The organism is Streptomyces sp. NPDC047042 (genome assembly GCF_040644035.1).
Classification (GTDB): domain Bacteria; phylum Actinomycetota; class Actinomycetes; order Streptomycetales; family Streptomycetaceae; genus Streptomyces.
Map to the genome: position 1 here is coordinate 63368 of NZ_JBEYVP010000021.1, position 14637 is coordinate 78004.

The window sequence follows — 14637 nt, forward strand, 5'->3', positions numbered from 1 at the left end:
GACCGCTCCCATGGCCGCGCCTCCCGGTTCCCTGCTCGTCGCGACCGAGCTGCGCAAGACCTACGGTTCGACGAACGCACTCGACGGCGCCGACTTCTCGATACACCCGGGCGAGGTCGTCGCCGTGCTTGGCCCGTCCGGGTCCGGCAAGTCGACCCTGCTGCACTGTCTCGCCGGGATCGTGCTGCCCGACTCCGGGTCCATCGCGTACGACGGGCTCGAGCTGGCCGGGATGAGCGACACGCGGCGCAGTCAGCTGCGGCGCTCCGAGTTCGGGTTCGTGTTCCAGTTCGGGCAGCTCGTCCCGGAACTCACCTGCGTCGAGAACGTGGCGCTGCCCCTGCGTCTCAACGGGGTCTCCCGCAAGGAGGCCGCGCGGACCGCGCTGTCCTGGATGGAACGGCTCGAGGTCGACGACCTCAAGGGCAAGCGGCCCGGCGAGGTCTCCGGCGGCCAGAGCCAACGCGTCGCCGTCGCGCGGGCGTTGGTCACCGGCCCCCGGGTGCTGTTCGCCGACGAGCCCACCGGCGCCCTCGACTCGCTCAACGGCGAGCGCGTGATGGAGCTGCTCACCGAGGCCGCCCGCTCGACCAACGCGGCCGTCGTGCTCGTCACGCACGAGGCACGGGTGGCCGCCTACTCGGACCGCGAGGTCGTCGTACGGGACGGGAAGTCCCGGGACATGGAGCGCGTCGTATGAGCGTGCGACAGTCGGCACGGGACCTGGGCCTGGGGATCCGGTTCGCCTTCACGGGCGGACGCGAGGGCTGGGGGCGGGTCATGCTGACGGCTGTCGGCGTGGGGCTCGGGGTGGCGCTGCTGCTGCTGACGACCGCCATTCCGAGCGCGCTGGCGGCCCGGCACGAGCGCGAGAGCGCCCGTACGGACGTCGTGTTCGTCGACAAGCAGCCACCGAAGGCAGACAACACCCTGGTCGTCGCCAGAGTCGACACGACCTTCCGCACGGACGACATACGCGGGCGGGAACTGGAACCCGAAGGGGCACGGGCACCCCTGCCGCCAGGGGTCGACAGGTTCCCCGCGGTCGGGGAGATGTTCGTCTCCCCCGCTCTAGAACGGCTGCTGAAGTCCGACGACGGCAAGCTGCTGCGGGAGCGGCTGCCGGACCGGATCGTCGGCACCATCAAGGACAGCGGGCTCGTCGGACCGGCCGAACTCACCTTCTACCGGGGTGGCGAGGGGCTGTCGGACCATTTCTCCGGCGGTGTGGTGGCGCGGCTCAACCGGTTCGGGGATCTGAATCCGGCGATCGAGGGTATGGATCCTGTACTGATCCTGCTCACCCTCGTCGCCTTCGTGGTGCTGCTGATGCCGGTCGGCGTCTTCATCGCCACGGCCGTACGGTTCGGCGGTGAGCGGCGCGACCGGCGGCTGGCCGCGCTGCGGCTGGTCGGGGCCGACAGCATGATGACCCGGCGGGTCGCCGCGGGCGAGGCCTTCGCCGGTGCCGCGGTCGGGCTGGTCCTCGGCACCGTCTTCTTCCTGATCGGCCGTCAGGCAGCGGCATACATCTCCATTCTCAACCTGAGTGTGTTCCCCAGCGACCTGAATCCGGCGCCGGCGCTGGCCGTCCTCGTCGGGGTCGTCGTGCCGGTGGCCGCCGTGCTGGTCACCCTGTTCGCGCTGCGCGGTGTGGTGATCGAACCTCTCGGCGTGGTGCGTACGGCCCGGCCCCCGCGCCGTCGCCTGTGGTGGCGGCTGCTGCTGCCGCTGGGCGGGGTCGCGGCGCTGTACCCCATGATCGGGCAGGGCAACGACTCCGGGAACTTCAACGACCTCCTCGTCATCGTCGGTGTCTCGCTGCTGCTCATCGGGGTGACCGCGCTGCTGCCCTGGGTCGTCGAGGCGTCGGTCGCCCGGCTCGGCTCCGGCGGACTTTCCTGGCAACTGGCCGTCCGACGGCTTCAGTTGAGCAGCGGCACGGCGGCCCGCATGGTGAACGGCATCGCGGTGGCGGTGGCCGGCGCGATCGCGCTGCAGATGTTCTTCTCCGGGGTCTCCGGCGCCTACGAGACCCCGTCGAAGCGGAATGTCGAGCGGGCCCAGATGGAGGTCGGCGTACCCGAGAACGTCCCGCTCCTCCCGGCGGGCCGACAGATCGCTGAAACCGAGGGCGTTTCGAAGGTCACCGTTCTCTTCTACGGTTCGCTGGGCGAGAAGGCCAAGTCCCCGCAGAAGTACACCGAGGTGACCATCGGCGACTGCACGGCGCTGCGTGAGGTGGGCAGGCTCCCCTCCTGCCGGGACGGCGACGTCTTCGCCGTTCAGGGTGCCGACTACGGGACGGACACGGCCCTGCCGGTCGAACCGGGCCTGAAGGTGTGGATCAGCCCGCGCAGTCTGGAGTCCGAGAAACCGGCGGTCGCCTGGACGGTGCCGGCGGGCCTCAGGCGGGCCGACTCGCGCGAGGACCCGGCCGGGGGCGAGAACGGTGGCCTCCTCGCCACGCCGGGCGCCCTGCCCAAGGAGATCGTGGCGCAGGCCGCCGGACGCGTCTTCGTCAGCCTCGATCCCCGGGTGGCGGACGCCCCCGACCTGGTCCGCAACACAGCGGCGCGGATCGACCCCCTGGCGGATCCCCAGACCTGGACGGCCACCAACCGCACGAAGCAGTTCAACTCGATCCGAACCGGCCTGTTCGTCGGCTCCGCCTGCGTCCTGCTGCTGATCGGGGTGAGCCTGCTGGTCTCCCAGCTGGAGCAGTTGCGCGAGCGCCGGAAGCTGCTGTCGTCCCTGGTCGCCTTCGGCACCCGGCGGCGCACCCTGAGCCTGTCGGTGCTGTGGCAGACGGCGATCCCGATCGGGCTGGGGCTGCTGCTGTCGACGGCGGTGGGGCTGACCCTGGGTGTCGTGCTGCTGAAGATGACGAGCAGGTCGGTCGGCGTCGACTGGGCCGCCGTAGTCACGATGGCCGGCATCGGCGCGGGTGTCGTCCTGCTGGTGACGGCGCTGAGCCTGCCGCCGCTGCTGCGGCTGATGCGACCGGACGGCCTGCGGACCGAGTAGCCCTCCTCCCCCGCATCCGGCTTCCCCGGTGCGGCCGGCGCGCGGGCCCCTCTCCAGGACCTCGGTTTCCCGGGGAGGGGCTCAGTCGCTCAGAGGCTGTACTCCTTGACCACCCGCCGCACCTGGGCGAAGAGCATGCCGACGTTGACCGCCTTGCGGCAGACGACCACGGCGACGACGTCCTGCTGCTCGTTCAGCCGCACGAACAGGTGAGTGAGGTTCTCGCTGTTGACGAGAATCTCCTGGAAGAAGTGCTGGTCGCTCTGGGTGCCCCGGCGTTCCTTGAACACGTCCTCGATCATCACGACCGTGCGGCCCTGGAACAGGTCGAGGGTCGCGCCCGCCAGCAGGTCCAGCACCTCCGGCGGATGGTTGTCGACCGTCTCGTACGAGAGCAGCATCCCGGTGGCCATGTCGACCACCCCGGACGCGACACACTCGGGGGCATCGGTACGGAGTGCCTTGACCAGGCTCATGACCTGGTCGGAGAAGCCTGCGGTCATGCGTTTCGTCCCCATTCCTTCCTTCACACTCCTTCGGTCGCCACGGCCGGGTCCGGCGCGGTGAGGATCGTGCCGATCCGGCGCAGCGCCGGCTGGGTCGCCCGGTGCAGCCGCTCCAGGTCGACGCCCTCGTCGCCGAGTACGACCATCAGCGCGGTGTCCCCGACGGCGTAGAACGCGGCGCAGCCCTGGCTGCCGTAGGTGACCGTCCGGCGCAGGGTGCCCCGGCCGGTCGCCTCGGCGGCCCGGCGGGCGAGGCCGAGTCCGGCGGCGGCGATGGCGGCGAGGCCCTCGGGGTCGATCGACTCCGCGGTGTCCGCCGCTATGAGCAGTCCGTCGGTCGCGGCAATCGCCGTGTCGGTGATTCCGTCCACTTTTTCGCGCAGGTCGCGCATTTCCATGGCCAGCGCTTTGTGGTCCATGTACTCAACTCCCCTATGACTTCATGAACTTCAATGACTTCAATGAACTGCTACTAATTGCTACGAATTGCCATGAGTTCCGTTCCGCATGCGGAAGAACCCTTTCCAGCTCGCCCCGCGCTTTTCCGGGGCGAGAGATTCGGTGATGCCACTGGCGCCGGGTTCACGGCGGGGCAGTGCGGGAGCGGGAGCCTGCGGCGGGGGCACGGGACGCCGCACGGCCGGTGCGTCGGAGGCGAGGACGGCGGCCAGCGCGGTGACGACGGCCGGATCGACGCGCGGCGACGGAGGAGGGGGCGGCGGAGGCGGGGGCAGGGGCTGCGGGGGCGGCGGCGGAGGCTGTGGGGGCGGCGGCCTGCGCTGCCGCAACCCCTCCTCCGGCACCCGTACGACCGGCAGGGGCCCGGCTCCCTCGGCGCACTCCAGAAGCCCGGCCCCGACCATCCGCGCCACCTCGACGGTCACTGTGTACACCCCCCGACCGGTACGGAACGCGAGGTCACGAGCGGTCCGGCGGCCGTCGGCCTGAGCCAGCAACTCCTGCTGTACGGGGGTGAGCCGGCCCTCGCCGACCGCGACCGGCGCCGAACTCGGGCTCGGGCGCTCGCGGTTGGGGCGTACCGGGTGGGGCAGGGCGGCGAGGGCGGCGAGCTTGCGGTTGGCGTCCTGGAGGAGACGAACCGGCCCCTCGCCCACCGGGACGGGGGCCAACGGCTCGGCCCCGGGGTCGCGTTCACAGGCGTCCACCCGGCCCGCCACAATCGCGAAGACGGCGTCCCGTAACGCCATCATGCAGACGACGCGCAACTGGACGGCGCCCGCGTACCCGTGCCTGATCAGCTCCGCGCCCGGCCAGCGCGCTCCCCCCGCCTCCCGCACCAGCTCGGCCCACTCCTCCCCGCTGATCCGGCGCGAGCGCAGCAGCAGGGCCTCCGGGCCGGGGGCGCCCGGGCTCTCGGCGCCGACGACGAGACCGCGCCGGAAATGGAAGGTCCCGCCGGGACTGCCGGATGCGCGCAGCGCCCCGGTGAACTCCTCGCGCCCACAGTCGGCCAGCGAGTTCAGCAGCAGCTCGTAGCCGATCCGGCCGAGGGAATCCGGGGACCCGGAATCCGGGGTCAGGGAATCCGGGGAGGATACGGAATCGCGGATGACCGACATCACTCCCCTTGACCTTGCCCACCGGCATTTCGCACATACGCCTGACGCGTAGCACTGAGGGGGTATGTGTATCAGTCCGGGCGCATATTCAGGCGGGGGTCTTGTCACCTGACGGAAGTTGAGTTCTATCGCCGCCCAACAGTCGTTGTTCGACGCTCATTTGATCGAACAGTCACCTGTTCAGTTCGCCCAACACCCGTACCGGCAGCGGCCTCAGCGCCTCCCGCAGAGCCACCGCCAGCTCCTCGTACTCCGCGCCCCGCACGGCGCCCGCGCGCATCGCGAGGCCGATCCGGCGGGTCGGGGCCGGGGCGGCGAAGCGGCCGGTGCGGAGCCGGCCGTCGCGGCCCGCCTCGACCTTGACGGCGATGTGCGGCAGCAGCGTCACCCCGAGGCCCCCGGCCACGAGCTGGACGAGGGTGGACAGACCGGCGGCCGTCGCGGTGACCGGGGCGTCGGCGCGCCCGGCGTCGCGGCAGATGTCGAGCGCCTGGTCGCGCAGACAGTGCCCCTCGTCGAGAAGCAGCAGGTCGAGCTCGCGCAGCGCCTCGCGCGGGATGTCCGTGAGCCCGCCGAGAGGATGCCCGAGGGGCGTGACGAGCACGAAGTCCTCGTCGAACAGGGGGAGTTCGACAATGCCGGGCTGCCTGGCCGGTACGGCGATCAGCAGCAGGTCGAGCCGGCCCGTGGTGAGCCCGTCCAGGAGGCCGGCGGTCTGCTCCTCGTGGACCTGGAGGTCGAGGTCCGGGTAGCGGTCGTGGACCAGCCGCAGGACGGTGGGCAGGAGGTAGGGCGCGACGGTCGGGATCACCCCGAGCCGCAGGGCCCCGGTGAAGGGCGCGCGCACGGCCTCGGCCTCCTCCATCAGGGCGTCGACCGACTCCAGTACGGCCCGGGCGCGTACGGCGAGCCGCTCACCGGCGGGCGACAGCAGCACCTTGCGGGTGGTGCGCTCGACCAGGGTCACGCCGAGCGCCTCCTCCAGGGCGGCGACGGCACCCGAGAGGGCCGGCTGGCTCATGCCGATCGCGGCGGCGGCGTCCCGGAAGTGCAGCTGCTCGGCGACGGCGACGAAGGCGCGCAGCTGGGCGAGACTTGGCCGGCGGCGCCCGCCGGTGTTCCTGGCCGCGGCCATGCCGTACTCCCGACTCACAGTTTCGTTCAGGTTTGATAGCTTTCACAGATCAACATGGCGGAGTGTAGTGATTCTCCCGATCAATGGTGGTGACTGGGTATGGGCCTCGCCGAACTGAAGTCCGCGCTGCCGGACTACGCGGCGGACCTGCGCGTCAACCTGGGGAAGGCCATCGACGGCTCCGGACTGACCGGGCAACGGCTGTGGGGCACCGTGCTGGTCTGCGCGATCGCGTCCCGCTCACCGCGCGTACTTCGCGAGCTGGGGCCGGAGGCCAGGGCGCGGCTCTCCCCCGAGGCGTACACGGCCGCCCGCTCGACCGCCGCCTCGATGGCGGTGAGCAACGTCTTCCACCGCACCCGCCATCTGCTCTCCGACCCTGAGTACGGGCGGCTGCGCGCCGGTCTGCGGGCGAACCCGCTCGGTGATCCTGGCGTCGAGCGCACCGACGTCGAGCTGTGGTCGGTGGCGGTGTCGGCGATCAACGCCTGCGGCGCCTGCCTGGACGCCCACGAACGGGTGCTGCGGGCGGCGGGGGTCGACCGGGAGACGGTGCAGGCGGTGTTCAGGATCGCGGCGGTCGTGCAGGCCGTCGGCACGACACTGGACGCGGAGGCGATCCTCGAGGAGTAGAGGAGTAGAGGAGTAGAGGACTAGTGGATTAGTGGAGCGGGCGTCACGGGCCGGGCGGGTGACTGGACTCGGCTCGCGGTACGTCCGACAATGGGCCGACCCTCACCCCGTTCGTCGCCGCCTTCGTCGTACCGGCCGCGAGGACCGTGTTTCTCGTTCAGAGGGAGCCGCCCGCATGACCGTCGTCCTGGTGCTGATGGCCGCCGTCGCCCTGACGGCCGCCGCCGTGCTGCCGCGTGTACTGACCCGGGCCGGGTGGCCCGACCGGGAGCCGGTGCTGGGGCTGTGGGTGTGGCAGTGCCTGGTCGCCACCGTGCTGGTGTGCTGCCTCGCCGCGCTGCTGCTGGGTGCGACGGCCGCGTTCGGCACGGTTCGCGCCCACGCCTTCGCGCCCGCGCCGCCCTCGGTCACCGCCGCCTACCAGCTGGGGCGGGCGCCTGTCTGGCTCACCGTACTGACGCTGCTGCTGGCCTGCGGGGCGGCCTGGACGGTCGCCATGCTCGCCCGGGAACTCGCCGAGGCGCGCAGGCGGCGCCGGCTGCGGCGCGTGCACCTGCGGGAGCGGGCGCCGGACCTGCCCGCCGGTCTCCCGGCCGTCCGGGGGCCGCTGCTGGTGCTGGAGGACGAGTATCCCGACGCCTGGCTGATGCCGGGGCCGACACCTCAACTCGTCGTCACCACGGGCGCGTTGCGTCGGCTGTCGGACCATGAGCTGGACGCCGTACTCGCCCATGAACTCGGTCACGCCCGCGCCCGCCACGACTGGCTGCTGCATCTCTCGCAGGCGCTGGCCACCGGCTTCCCGCGCGTTCCGGTCTTCACGCACTTCCGGGACCAGACGCACCGGCTGGTCGAATTGGCCGCCGACGACACGGCTTCCCGGCGCTGCGGCCATCGCACCACCGCGGTCGCCCTGATCGAACTCAACCGGCATCGGGGGGTGTTGTCCTGCGCGTGCAGTCGGGGGCAGCTGGGTGACCGGGTCGAGCGGTTGCTTGCGCCTCCGCCGCGCGTTGACGCGCCGTACCGGGCGGTCGCCCTCCTGGCGGCGGGGGTGGCTCCGCTGATTCCGTTGCTGATCGCGTTGGGGCCGGCTCTGAAGGTGCTGAACTGAGCGTTGGGCGGGGTGGGTTGGTGTGCTCGCTGGGCGTCGGCTGCGGGCTTGCTGTGGCTGGTCGCGCAGTTCCCCGCGCCCCTGGAAGGGCCTGCGGCCCCTCGGGGGGTGTCCGTCCGTGCGCTGCGCGGCAACCGCGGGCTTGCTGTGGCTGGTCGCGCAGTTCCCCGCGCCCCTTGAGGGGGCCTACGGCCCCTCGGGGGTGTCCGGCTGCTCGGTGCGTTGTTGGGACTTGGTCAGGGCGATTTCTGCCGATGTTGCTCCGCGTGGCGGTGGGGTGTGGCGTAGGGCCGCTGTTTCCTGGGTGTGGGCCTGGGAGTACGCGCGCAGATAACCGACGACCGTGTTCGTCACCGCGACCAGCGGTACGGCGACCACCGCGCCGCCGATCCCCGCCACCATGCCGCCCGCCGCCACGGACAGCACCACCGCCAGCGGGTGGACCCGCACCGCCCGGCCCAGGATGAACGGCTGCAGGATGTGGCCCTCGATCTGCTGCACCGCCAGTACGACCGCCAGCACCAGCACCGCCGTGAGGACGCCCTGCGTCACCAGCGCCACCACCACCGCCAGGGCACCCGACGCGACCGCGCCGACCAGCGGGATGAAGGAGAACAGGAAGATGAAGACGGCCAGCGGGACGGCCATCGGCACATCCAGGAAGTAGATGCCGAGGCCGATGAAGATGGCGTCGATCAGAGCCACTATCACCGTGCCGCGCACATACGCCGTGAGTGTGCGCCAGGCTCGCGGGCCGGCGCCGGCGACCCCGGGGCGGGCCGCCGCCGGGACCAGCTTCAGCGTCCACTGCCAGATCCGCTTGCCGTCGTAGAGGAGGAACAGGGTCGAGAAGGCGGCCAGCAGTATGCCGGTCAGCCCCTCGACGATGACCGTGACTCCCTCCAGGCCGGCCGAGGTGATCTCGTCCGTGTTGGCACCGACCGCGTCGCGCAGGTTCTCGGCGATCTCGTTGATCTGCTTGTCGGTGACGTGGAAGGGGCTCTTGAGCAGCCAGTTGCGCAGCTCGTCGATGCCGTCCTGGATCTGGTCGGCGAGGTTGTCGATGTTCTCCATGACCTGCCAGGTCACGAACCAGCCGATGAGCCCCATCACGACGAACCCGAGGATCGCGGTGAGCGCGGTCGCGGGCCCGCGCGGCATGCCCCACCGGGTGAGGCGGGCGACCGTCGGCTGGAGCAGCGCGGTGATGAGCAGCGCCACCACGAAGGCGAAGACGACGAGTTGGACGGCGCTGATGACCCGCATCAGCACCCAGACAGTGCCCGCGAGCACCAGCAGCCGCCAGCCCGCCTCGGCCGCGACCCGTACGCCCCACGGGACGACGGAGGCGGGCTCGGGCCGGACCGCGACCGCGCCAGGACCGGTGAGGGTGGTGGTGGTCGCGGCGACGGGAGCGGAAGACTGCTCCCGCTCGGGCCCGTGGCCGGGCCCCTGGCCAAGCCCCTGGCCGGGCTCGGAGGACGGCGTGGGGGGTGAGGCGGCGGAAGTCGCGGAAGAAGTCGCGGCTGTTGAGGTGTCCGGTCGCCGCGGTGGCTCGGTGCCGTGCGGCGAGGCCACGTCACGCGCGTCGTACGCGTCATCCGCGACGTCCGTGTGCTCCTTCTCCACCTCGGCCCGGCGTGCGTCCAACCGCTGACCCATCTCGGTCAGCCGGGCACCGGCCCGGCCGAGCCAATGCGGCACTCGCGACATGATCCGCCCTCGTCCCCCGTCTCTCCCTCTGCCCACCGCTCTCCCCTACAGCTCGCGAGCCACAGGAGCAACGGTCCGTATCTGACCGTACACGGCCGAAGCCCCCCACCGAAGGACGGCGAGGGGCTCGGAAAGGTTGAGAGAACCGGGGCGCGAGAGACTCGGCGGACCCGGAAAACCCTGGAGGCCTAGTAGTAGTGGTTGGCCTGCCAGAAGTTCCATGCGCCGCACGGGCTGTCGTAGCGGTCGTTCATGTAGCTCAGGCCCCACTTGATCTGGGTGGCCGGGTTCGTCGCCCAGTCGGCTCCCGCCGAGGACATCTTGGAACCCGGAAGCGCCTGCACCAGGCCGTACGCGTCGGAACTGGGGTTGTCCGCCCGGTAGTTCCAGCTGGACTCGTGGTCCACGATGTTGCTGAAGCACTGGAACTGGTCGGCCGGGACGATCTGGCGCGCCATGTCCTGGACTTCGGCGATCGAGTACGAGGCCTGCTGCGGGAAGCTGGACGCGTCGCGCGTCGCGGAACGGCTGGCCGCCTCTTCCGCTTCCTTGCGCGCCTTCGCCTCGGCCTCGGCCTTCTCGGCGGCCCTCTGCTTGGCCACCGCGTCCTTGGCCGCCTGCTTGCGCGCGGACTCCTCGGCGTCCTTCTTGGCGGTGGCGTCGGCGGCGATGGCCTGAATGTCGGCCTGCTGCGTCAGGGACGCGGTCTGCACCTCGGCCTGGGAACCCACGGGGATGTCCGTGAGCAGCGTGGTGTCGCCCACCAGTGCCTCGGCGTCCTGGGGGGTCCCGGTCTGGCCCGAGGCCACACCCGTAACTGCGCCGACAGCGGTGACCGCGGTGGCCGAAGCCACTGCCAGTCCCCGGACCGAAATCCGGCTCACACGGTTTCCTTCCAGCATCGCCCGCTTCGGTGACCTTGGCGGACGCAATCTTGCCCCGAGACACTGGCCTCCCAACTGCGGGTCACGGGAGGCACGGGCCCGGTGGGCAACTCCCCTGCGGGGAGCGCCGCGTGGTGCGCGGGCGGCATACGGCGGCGGTATGGAGTTGAAGGCGGTGCTTCTGTGGTGCCGTACTACTGGGGATACAGATGTGCCGTATGCGGGGCCTGACAGGAGTGAGACTCTGCCGTAACCGGACGCCGGGTGGCAATTCTGAGTTGCGTGTGAAAGCTCACACCTCGTTTGTCCCCAGTGATTTGAGGAAAGCCGCAGACGCGGAAGCGCCGTCCGGCTAGGCTCTTCGCCTTTGCCGGACGGCGCCGAAATACCGACTCCCTATTCACCCATTGAGGGTCAGATGTGCCCGTCCTCCAGCATTTCGGTCACCAGGGCGGCGATCTGGGAGCGTTCGGACCGGTTGAGGGTGACATGCGCGAAGAGCGGGTGGCCCTTCAGCTTCTCGACGACGGCGACGACACCGTCGTACCGGCCGACGCGCAGGTTGTCCCGCTGTGCCACGTCGTGGGTGAGGACCACCCGCGAGTTGGCGCCGATCCGGGACAGCACCGTGAGCAGGACGTTCCGCTCCAGCGACTGTGCCTCGTCCACGATCACGAACGCGTCGTGGAGCGACCGGCCGCGGATGTGGGTGAGGGGCAGCACTTCGAGCATGCCGCGCGCGGTGACCTCTTCGATGACCTCGCGGCTGGTGACCGCGGACAGCGTGTCGAACACCGCCTGGGCCCAGGGGCCCATCTTCTCGGACTCCGAACCGGGCAGATAGCCCAGCTCCTGCCCGCCCACCGCGTACAGCGGCCGGAAGACCATCACCTTCTGGTGCTGCCGCCGCTCCAGCACGGCCTCCAGCCCCGCGCACAGCGCGAGCGCCGACTTGCCGGTGCCGGCCCGGCCGCCCATCGACACGATCCCGATGTCCGGATCGAGCAGGATATCGAGCGCGATCCGCTGCTCGGCACTCCTCCCCTTGATACCGAACGCCTCACGGTCCCCTCGTACGAGACGGACGTTGCCCTCGGACGTGACGCGCCCCAGCGCCTTGCCGCGCTCCGACTGGATCGTCAGGCCGGTGTGCACCGGCAGTTCGGCGGCCTCGGGGACGTAGGCGTGCCCCTCCTCGAAGAGGAGGTCCACCTGCTCACCGGCCAGGGTCAGTTCGGACATTCCGGTCCAGCCGGAAGAGCCCGTGATGGCCAGTTCCGCGCGGTACTCCTCGGCGAGGAGACCGACGGACGAGGCCTTGATCCTGAGCGGCAGGTCCTTCGACACGACGGTGACGTCGTACCCCTCGGCCTGCAGGTTGCGGGCGACCGCGAGGATGCGGGAGTCGTTGTCCCCCAGGCGATAGCCGCTTGGCAGCACGCTGGGGTCCGAGTGGTTGAGCTCGACACGGACGGTCCCACCCAGATCCCCGATCGGGATCGGGGCGTCGAGACGACCGAACCGGACCCGGAACTCGTCCAGCAGGCGCAGCGCCTGCCGGGCGAAGTACCCGAGTTCGGGATGGTGCCGCTTGGCCTCCAGTTCCGTGACCACGACGATCGGGAGCACGACTTCGTGCTCCTCGAAGCGGTTCAGAGCGCCTGGATCGGCCAGCAGGACGCTGGTGTCGAGAACATAGGTGCGCCGGTCTGGCATACGGCGCTTTGTGCTGGTCACCACGGAAGGACGTACCCCCTCGGATGAGGTCGGGGAGCGACGAAGGAGATCTGGACCGGTCGACGGCCGCTGTGCGCGGGCCGAGAACCGGCCCTCCGCCTGTTCGCCCGTGCTGTGACCACACGGTCGGGCTGGTGCAAAGGGCCTCCCGGGCGGACGGCCCCGTGCCGTCCGCTGAGATACGACACCCGTGGTTCGGGTGTCGACCTGCTTGGCTTATGCCCTCGAACATGCGCGACCATGCCACGCCGCATGGCGGCGCGCTGGTGAACTCCTTGTTACTTCCGCACCCTCGACCTCAGGGGCAGTACCGGTGAACAGCCCGCGGAGCGGGTCGCTCAGCCGCCGTAGCGCCGGTGGCGGGCCGCGTAGTCACGCAGGGCACGCAGGAAGTCGACCTTGCGGAAGGCCGGCCAGAAGACCTCACAGAAGTAGTACTCCGAGTGGGCCGTCTGCCAGAGCATGAACCCGGACAGCCGCTGCTCGCCGCTGGTACGGATGACGAGGTCGGGGTCGGGCTGGTCGCTGGTGTAGAGGTGCTTGCCGATCATGTCGATGTCGACGCTCTCGGCGAGTTCCTCCAGCGAGGTGCCCTTGTCGTGGGCGTCCAGCATCATCGACCGCACGGCGTCGGCGATCTCCTGTCGACCTCCGTACGCGATGGCGACGTTGACCAGTATTCCGCCCGTCACATGCGCGGTGGACTCCTCGGCCTCCTTGATCTGGGTCTGCAGCTGACCCGGGAGCAGATCGAGGTTGCCGACGTGGTGGACGCGCCAACGGCCGTCGGCGGCGAGGGAGGTCACGACGTTCTCGATGATTCCGAGAAGCGGGGCCAGCTCTTCCTGCGAGCGGGTGAGGTTGTCCGTGGAGAGCAGCCAGAGGGTGACGACCTCGACGTCCGTCTCGGAGCACCAGCCGAGGAACTCCTCGATCTTGTCGGCGCCGGCCTTGTGCCCCTGGGCGGTGGTGGAGCCCGCCGCCTTCGCCCAGCGCCGGTTGCCGTCCACGATGACGCCGATGTGCTTGGGCACCTGGTCGTGGTCGAGGTGACCCTCGACCCTGCGTGTGTAGACCCTGACCAGCAGCCGGCGCAGGTTGTCGCGCAGCTTCACGTGTTTGTCAGCCCCTCCGTACGGATCGGACAGGCGCGGCCGAGCGCAATCCCTGGCCCGCGGTCCCTGCCCGTGGCGGTCCTCGGGGGTGACGATCCCCGGAGGGGGAAGCGTACCGCTGCGCGGCGGGGGGTCTTGCGCGTGGGGGAAGGGGGCGGGGGGTTTGGGGTGGGGGGTTTGGGGTGGGGGTTTGGGACGGGGGGCGGGGTCGGAAGCAGGAGGCAGTCGCGGCGGGAGAGGCCGGAGCGGGAGGGTTCGAGAGCGGAGGGTTCGAGAGCGGGAGGGTTCGAGAGCGGGAGGGTTGGAGAGCGGTGGTATCCGGCTGGCTCGTCCGGGCACAAAAAAACGGGCCGGTCCGTGGGGGGGAGACGGACCGGCCCGAGGGGGGGTTTCCACCATAACCCTTCGTGAGTGATGCTGCGTGCATCAGCGCGGAACAACTACTCTCCGAAGTCGCCCGACAACGCGCGGATGGCCTCGGAACGGGGTTTTCATGGCTGGATCATGGCCGGAAAACAGCTGATTCCCAGGAAAAATCGCGGGATCCGAAGGGATCCTGAGGCATCTGGCACCTTTCGCCTCCCGATGCACACCCCTGAGCGCTACAGTGCCATTCGAGTGCCGGACAACCGCGGGCGGCGCCCGGGACAGGGCATCCCTCCCAGGGGCGACCCCGTCGCGAACGCCCGCTTGACGCCGTCGCTAACTTCGCAGTCATGGCCTCGTTCACCACCCCTCTGACCCCGGAACCGGTTCCGTTGGAGCTCGCCGAGTCCAGCCGAGCGCGCCGGCGCGGCCTCCTGGGCCGGGACGGCATCGAGGGCGCACTGCTCCTGAAGCCCGCGAGTTCCATCCACACGTTCGGGATGCGGTTCGCGATCGACGTCGCCTACCTGGACGCAAACGCGCGGGTCCGGACAGTAAGAACCATGCGCCCGGGCCGAGTTGGCCTGCCCCGCCCCTGGGTGCGGTCGATCCTGGAGGCGGAGGCCGGAGCCCTGGAGAGGTGGGGAGTTCGACGGGGAGTACGGCTTTCGTTCGACACCGACGACGCGCCGCAGGCGGACCGCTGAACAGGAGTGGCGCGACCCCCGAGAGCCCCGGAAGGGGTGGGCCTGGCACCGCGCAGGCCCCTCCTCTGCGCGGTACCACCCGCGCACTTTGCTCACGCGAATTGCCCTTTACTCAAATTT

General features: G+C 70.4%; 13 protein-coding genes. 5 read left to right on the plus strand and 8 right to left on the minus strand.

Going from position 1 to position 14637, the window contains the following annotated elements; genetic code table 11:
* Positions 1-10 precede the first annotated feature (10 nt).
* Positions 11-700, plus strand: a complete 690-nt coding sequence (locus ABZ855_RS24800; RefSeq protein WP_360810445.1) for an ABC transporter ATP-binding protein — start codon at positions 11-13, stop codon at positions 698-700.
* Complete coding sequence (locus tag ABZ855_RS24805; RefSeq protein WP_360810247.1) at positions 697-3027, plus strand: FtsX-like permease family protein; 2331 nt, start codon at positions 697-699, stop codon at positions 3025-3027. The genes ABZ855_RS24800 and ABZ855_RS24805 overlap by 4 nt, the downstream gene beginning before the upstream one ends.
* A gap of 89 nt (positions 3028-3116) precedes the next feature.
* On the opposite strand, the gene ABZ855_RS24810 is transcribed toward ABZ855_RS24805, so the two are convergent.
* The 4 genes from ABZ855_RS24810 to ABZ855_RS24825 form a co-directional block, all read right to left on the minus strand.
* On the minus strand, positions 3117-3530 hold the full coding sequence (locus ABZ855_RS24810; RefSeq protein WP_360810249.1) for a hypothetical protein: 414 nt from the start codon (positions 3528-3530) through the stop codon (positions 3117-3119).
* A 23-nt stretch (positions 3531-3553) separates the two neighbouring features.
* The gene (locus tag ABZ855_RS24815) at positions 3554-3952 is read right to left on the minus strand and encodes a roadblock/LC7 domain-containing protein (RefSeq protein ID WP_360810251.1); all 399 of its coding nucleotides are present in this window, start codon (positions 3950-3952) and stop codon (positions 3554-3556) included.
* Between the two features lie 60 nt (positions 3953-4012).
* The gene (locus ABZ855_RS24820) at positions 4013-5113 is read right to left on the minus strand and encodes a MarR family transcriptional regulator (protein ID WP_360810253.1); all 1101 of its coding nucleotides are present in this window, start codon (positions 5111-5113) and stop codon (positions 4013-4015) included.
* A gap of 172 nt (positions 5114-5285) precedes the next feature.
* Positions 5286-6248, minus strand: coding sequence for a LysR substrate-binding domain-containing protein (locus ABZ855_RS24825; RefSeq protein ID WP_360810254.1), 963 nt, complete (start codon positions 6246-6248; stop codon positions 5286-5288).
* Between the two features lie 99 nt (positions 6249-6347).
* Here ABZ855_RS24825 and ABZ855_RS24830 point away from each other — a divergent pair, with 99 nt between their 5' ends.
* Both ABZ855_RS24830 and ABZ855_RS24835 read left to right on the plus strand, forming a co-directional pair.
* Positions 6348-6881 (plus strand): carboxymuconolactone decarboxylase family protein, encoded by a 534-nt coding sequence (locus ABZ855_RS24830; protein WP_360810256.1) that lies wholly within the window; start codon positions 6348-6350, stop codon positions 6879-6881.
* Positions 6882-7056: 175 nt separating this feature from the next.
* Positions 7057-7995, plus strand: a complete 939-nt coding sequence (locus ABZ855_RS24835) for a M56 family metallopeptidase (protein WP_360810258.1) — start codon at positions 7057-7059, stop codon at positions 7993-7995.
* 186 nt (positions 7996-8181) lie between these two features.
* On the opposite strand, the gene ABZ855_RS24840 is transcribed toward ABZ855_RS24835, so the two are convergent.
* The 4 genes from ABZ855_RS24840 to ABZ855_RS24855 all read right to left on the minus strand — a co-directional run bounded on the left by ABZ855_RS24840 (position 8182) and on the right by ABZ855_RS24855 (position 13444).
* Positions 8182-9708 (minus strand): AI-2E family transporter, encoded by a 1527-nt coding sequence (locus ABZ855_RS24840; protein ID WP_360810260.1) that lies wholly within the window; start codon positions 9706-9708, stop codon positions 8182-8184.
* Positions 9709-9896: 188 nt separating this feature from the next.
* The gene (locus tag ABZ855_RS24845; protein ID WP_360810262.1) at positions 9897-10610 is read right to left on the minus strand and encodes a transglycosylase SLT domain-containing protein; all 714 of its coding nucleotides are present in this window, start codon (positions 10608-10610) and stop codon (positions 9897-9899) included.
* Positions 10611-11006: 396 nt separating this feature from the next.
* Positions 11007-12332 carry a PhoH family protein gene (locus ABZ855_RS24850; protein ID WP_319211343.1) on the minus strand — a complete coding sequence of 442 codons (1326 nt, stop codon included), beginning with the start codon at positions 12330-12332 and terminating at the stop codon, positions 11007-11009.
* A 335-nt stretch (positions 12333-12667) separates the two neighbouring features.
* Positions 12668-13444 carry an isoprenyl transferase gene (locus tag ABZ855_RS24855; protein ID WP_360810265.1) on the minus strand — a complete coding sequence of 259 codons (777 nt, stop codon included), beginning with the start codon at positions 13442-13444 and terminating at the stop codon, positions 12668-12670.
* Positions 13445-14160: 716 nt separating this feature from the next.
* Between ABZ855_RS24855 and ABZ855_RS24860 the strand changes: the two genes are divergently transcribed.
* The gene (locus ABZ855_RS24860) at positions 14161-14517 is read left to right on the plus strand and encodes a DUF192 domain-containing protein (protein ID WP_360810267.1); all 357 of its coding nucleotides are present in this window, start codon (positions 14161-14163) and stop codon (positions 14515-14517) included.
* Positions 14518-14637 lie beyond the last annotated feature (120 nt).

Excerpts from the sequence above, each read along its gene's own strand:
- ABZ855_RS24800 (WP_360810445.1), top strand. The coding sequence starts at position 11 with ATGGCCGCGCCTCCCGGTTCCCTGCTCGTCGCGACCGAGCTGCGCAAG.
- ABZ855_RS24805 (WP_360810247.1), top strand. The coding sequence starts at position 697 with ATGAGCGTGCGACAGTCGGCACGGGACCTGGGCCTGGGGATCCGGTTC.
- ABZ855_RS24810 (WP_360810249.1), bottom strand. The coding sequence starts at position 3,530 with ATGACCGCAGGCTTCTCCGACCAGGTCATGAGCCTGGTCAAGGCACTC.
- ABZ855_RS24815 (WP_360810251.1), bottom strand. The coding sequence starts at position 3,952 with ATGGACCACAAAGCGCTGGCCATGGAAATGCGCGACCTGCGCGAAAAA.
- ABZ855_RS24820 (WP_360810253.1), bottom strand. The coding sequence starts at position 5,113 with ATGTCGGTCATCCGCGATTCCGTATCCTCCCCGGATTCCCTGACCCCG.
- ABZ855_RS24825 (WP_360810254.1), bottom strand. The coding sequence starts at position 6,248 with ATGGCCGCGGCCAGGAACACCGGCGGGCGCCGCCGGCCAAGTCTCGCC.
- ABZ855_RS24830 (WP_360810256.1), top strand. The coding sequence starts at position 6,348 with ATGGGCCTCGCCGAACTGAAGTCCGCGCTGCCGGACTACGCGGCGGAC.
- ABZ855_RS24835 (WP_360810258.1), top strand. The coding sequence starts at position 7,057 with ATGACCGTCGTCCTGGTGCTGATGGCCGCCGTCGCCCTGACGGCCGCC.
- ABZ855_RS24840 (WP_360810260.1), bottom strand. The coding sequence starts at position 9,708 with ATGTCGCGAGTGCCGCATTGGCTCGGCCGGGCCGGTGCCCGGCTGACC.
- ABZ855_RS24845 (WP_360810262.1), bottom strand. The coding sequence starts at position 10,610 with ATGCTGGAAGGAAACCGTGTGAGCCGGATTTCGGTCCGGGGACTGGCA.
- ABZ855_RS24860 (WP_360810267.1), top strand. The coding sequence starts at position 14,161 with ATGGCCTCGTTCACCACCCCTCTGACCCCGGAACCGGTTCCGTTGGAG.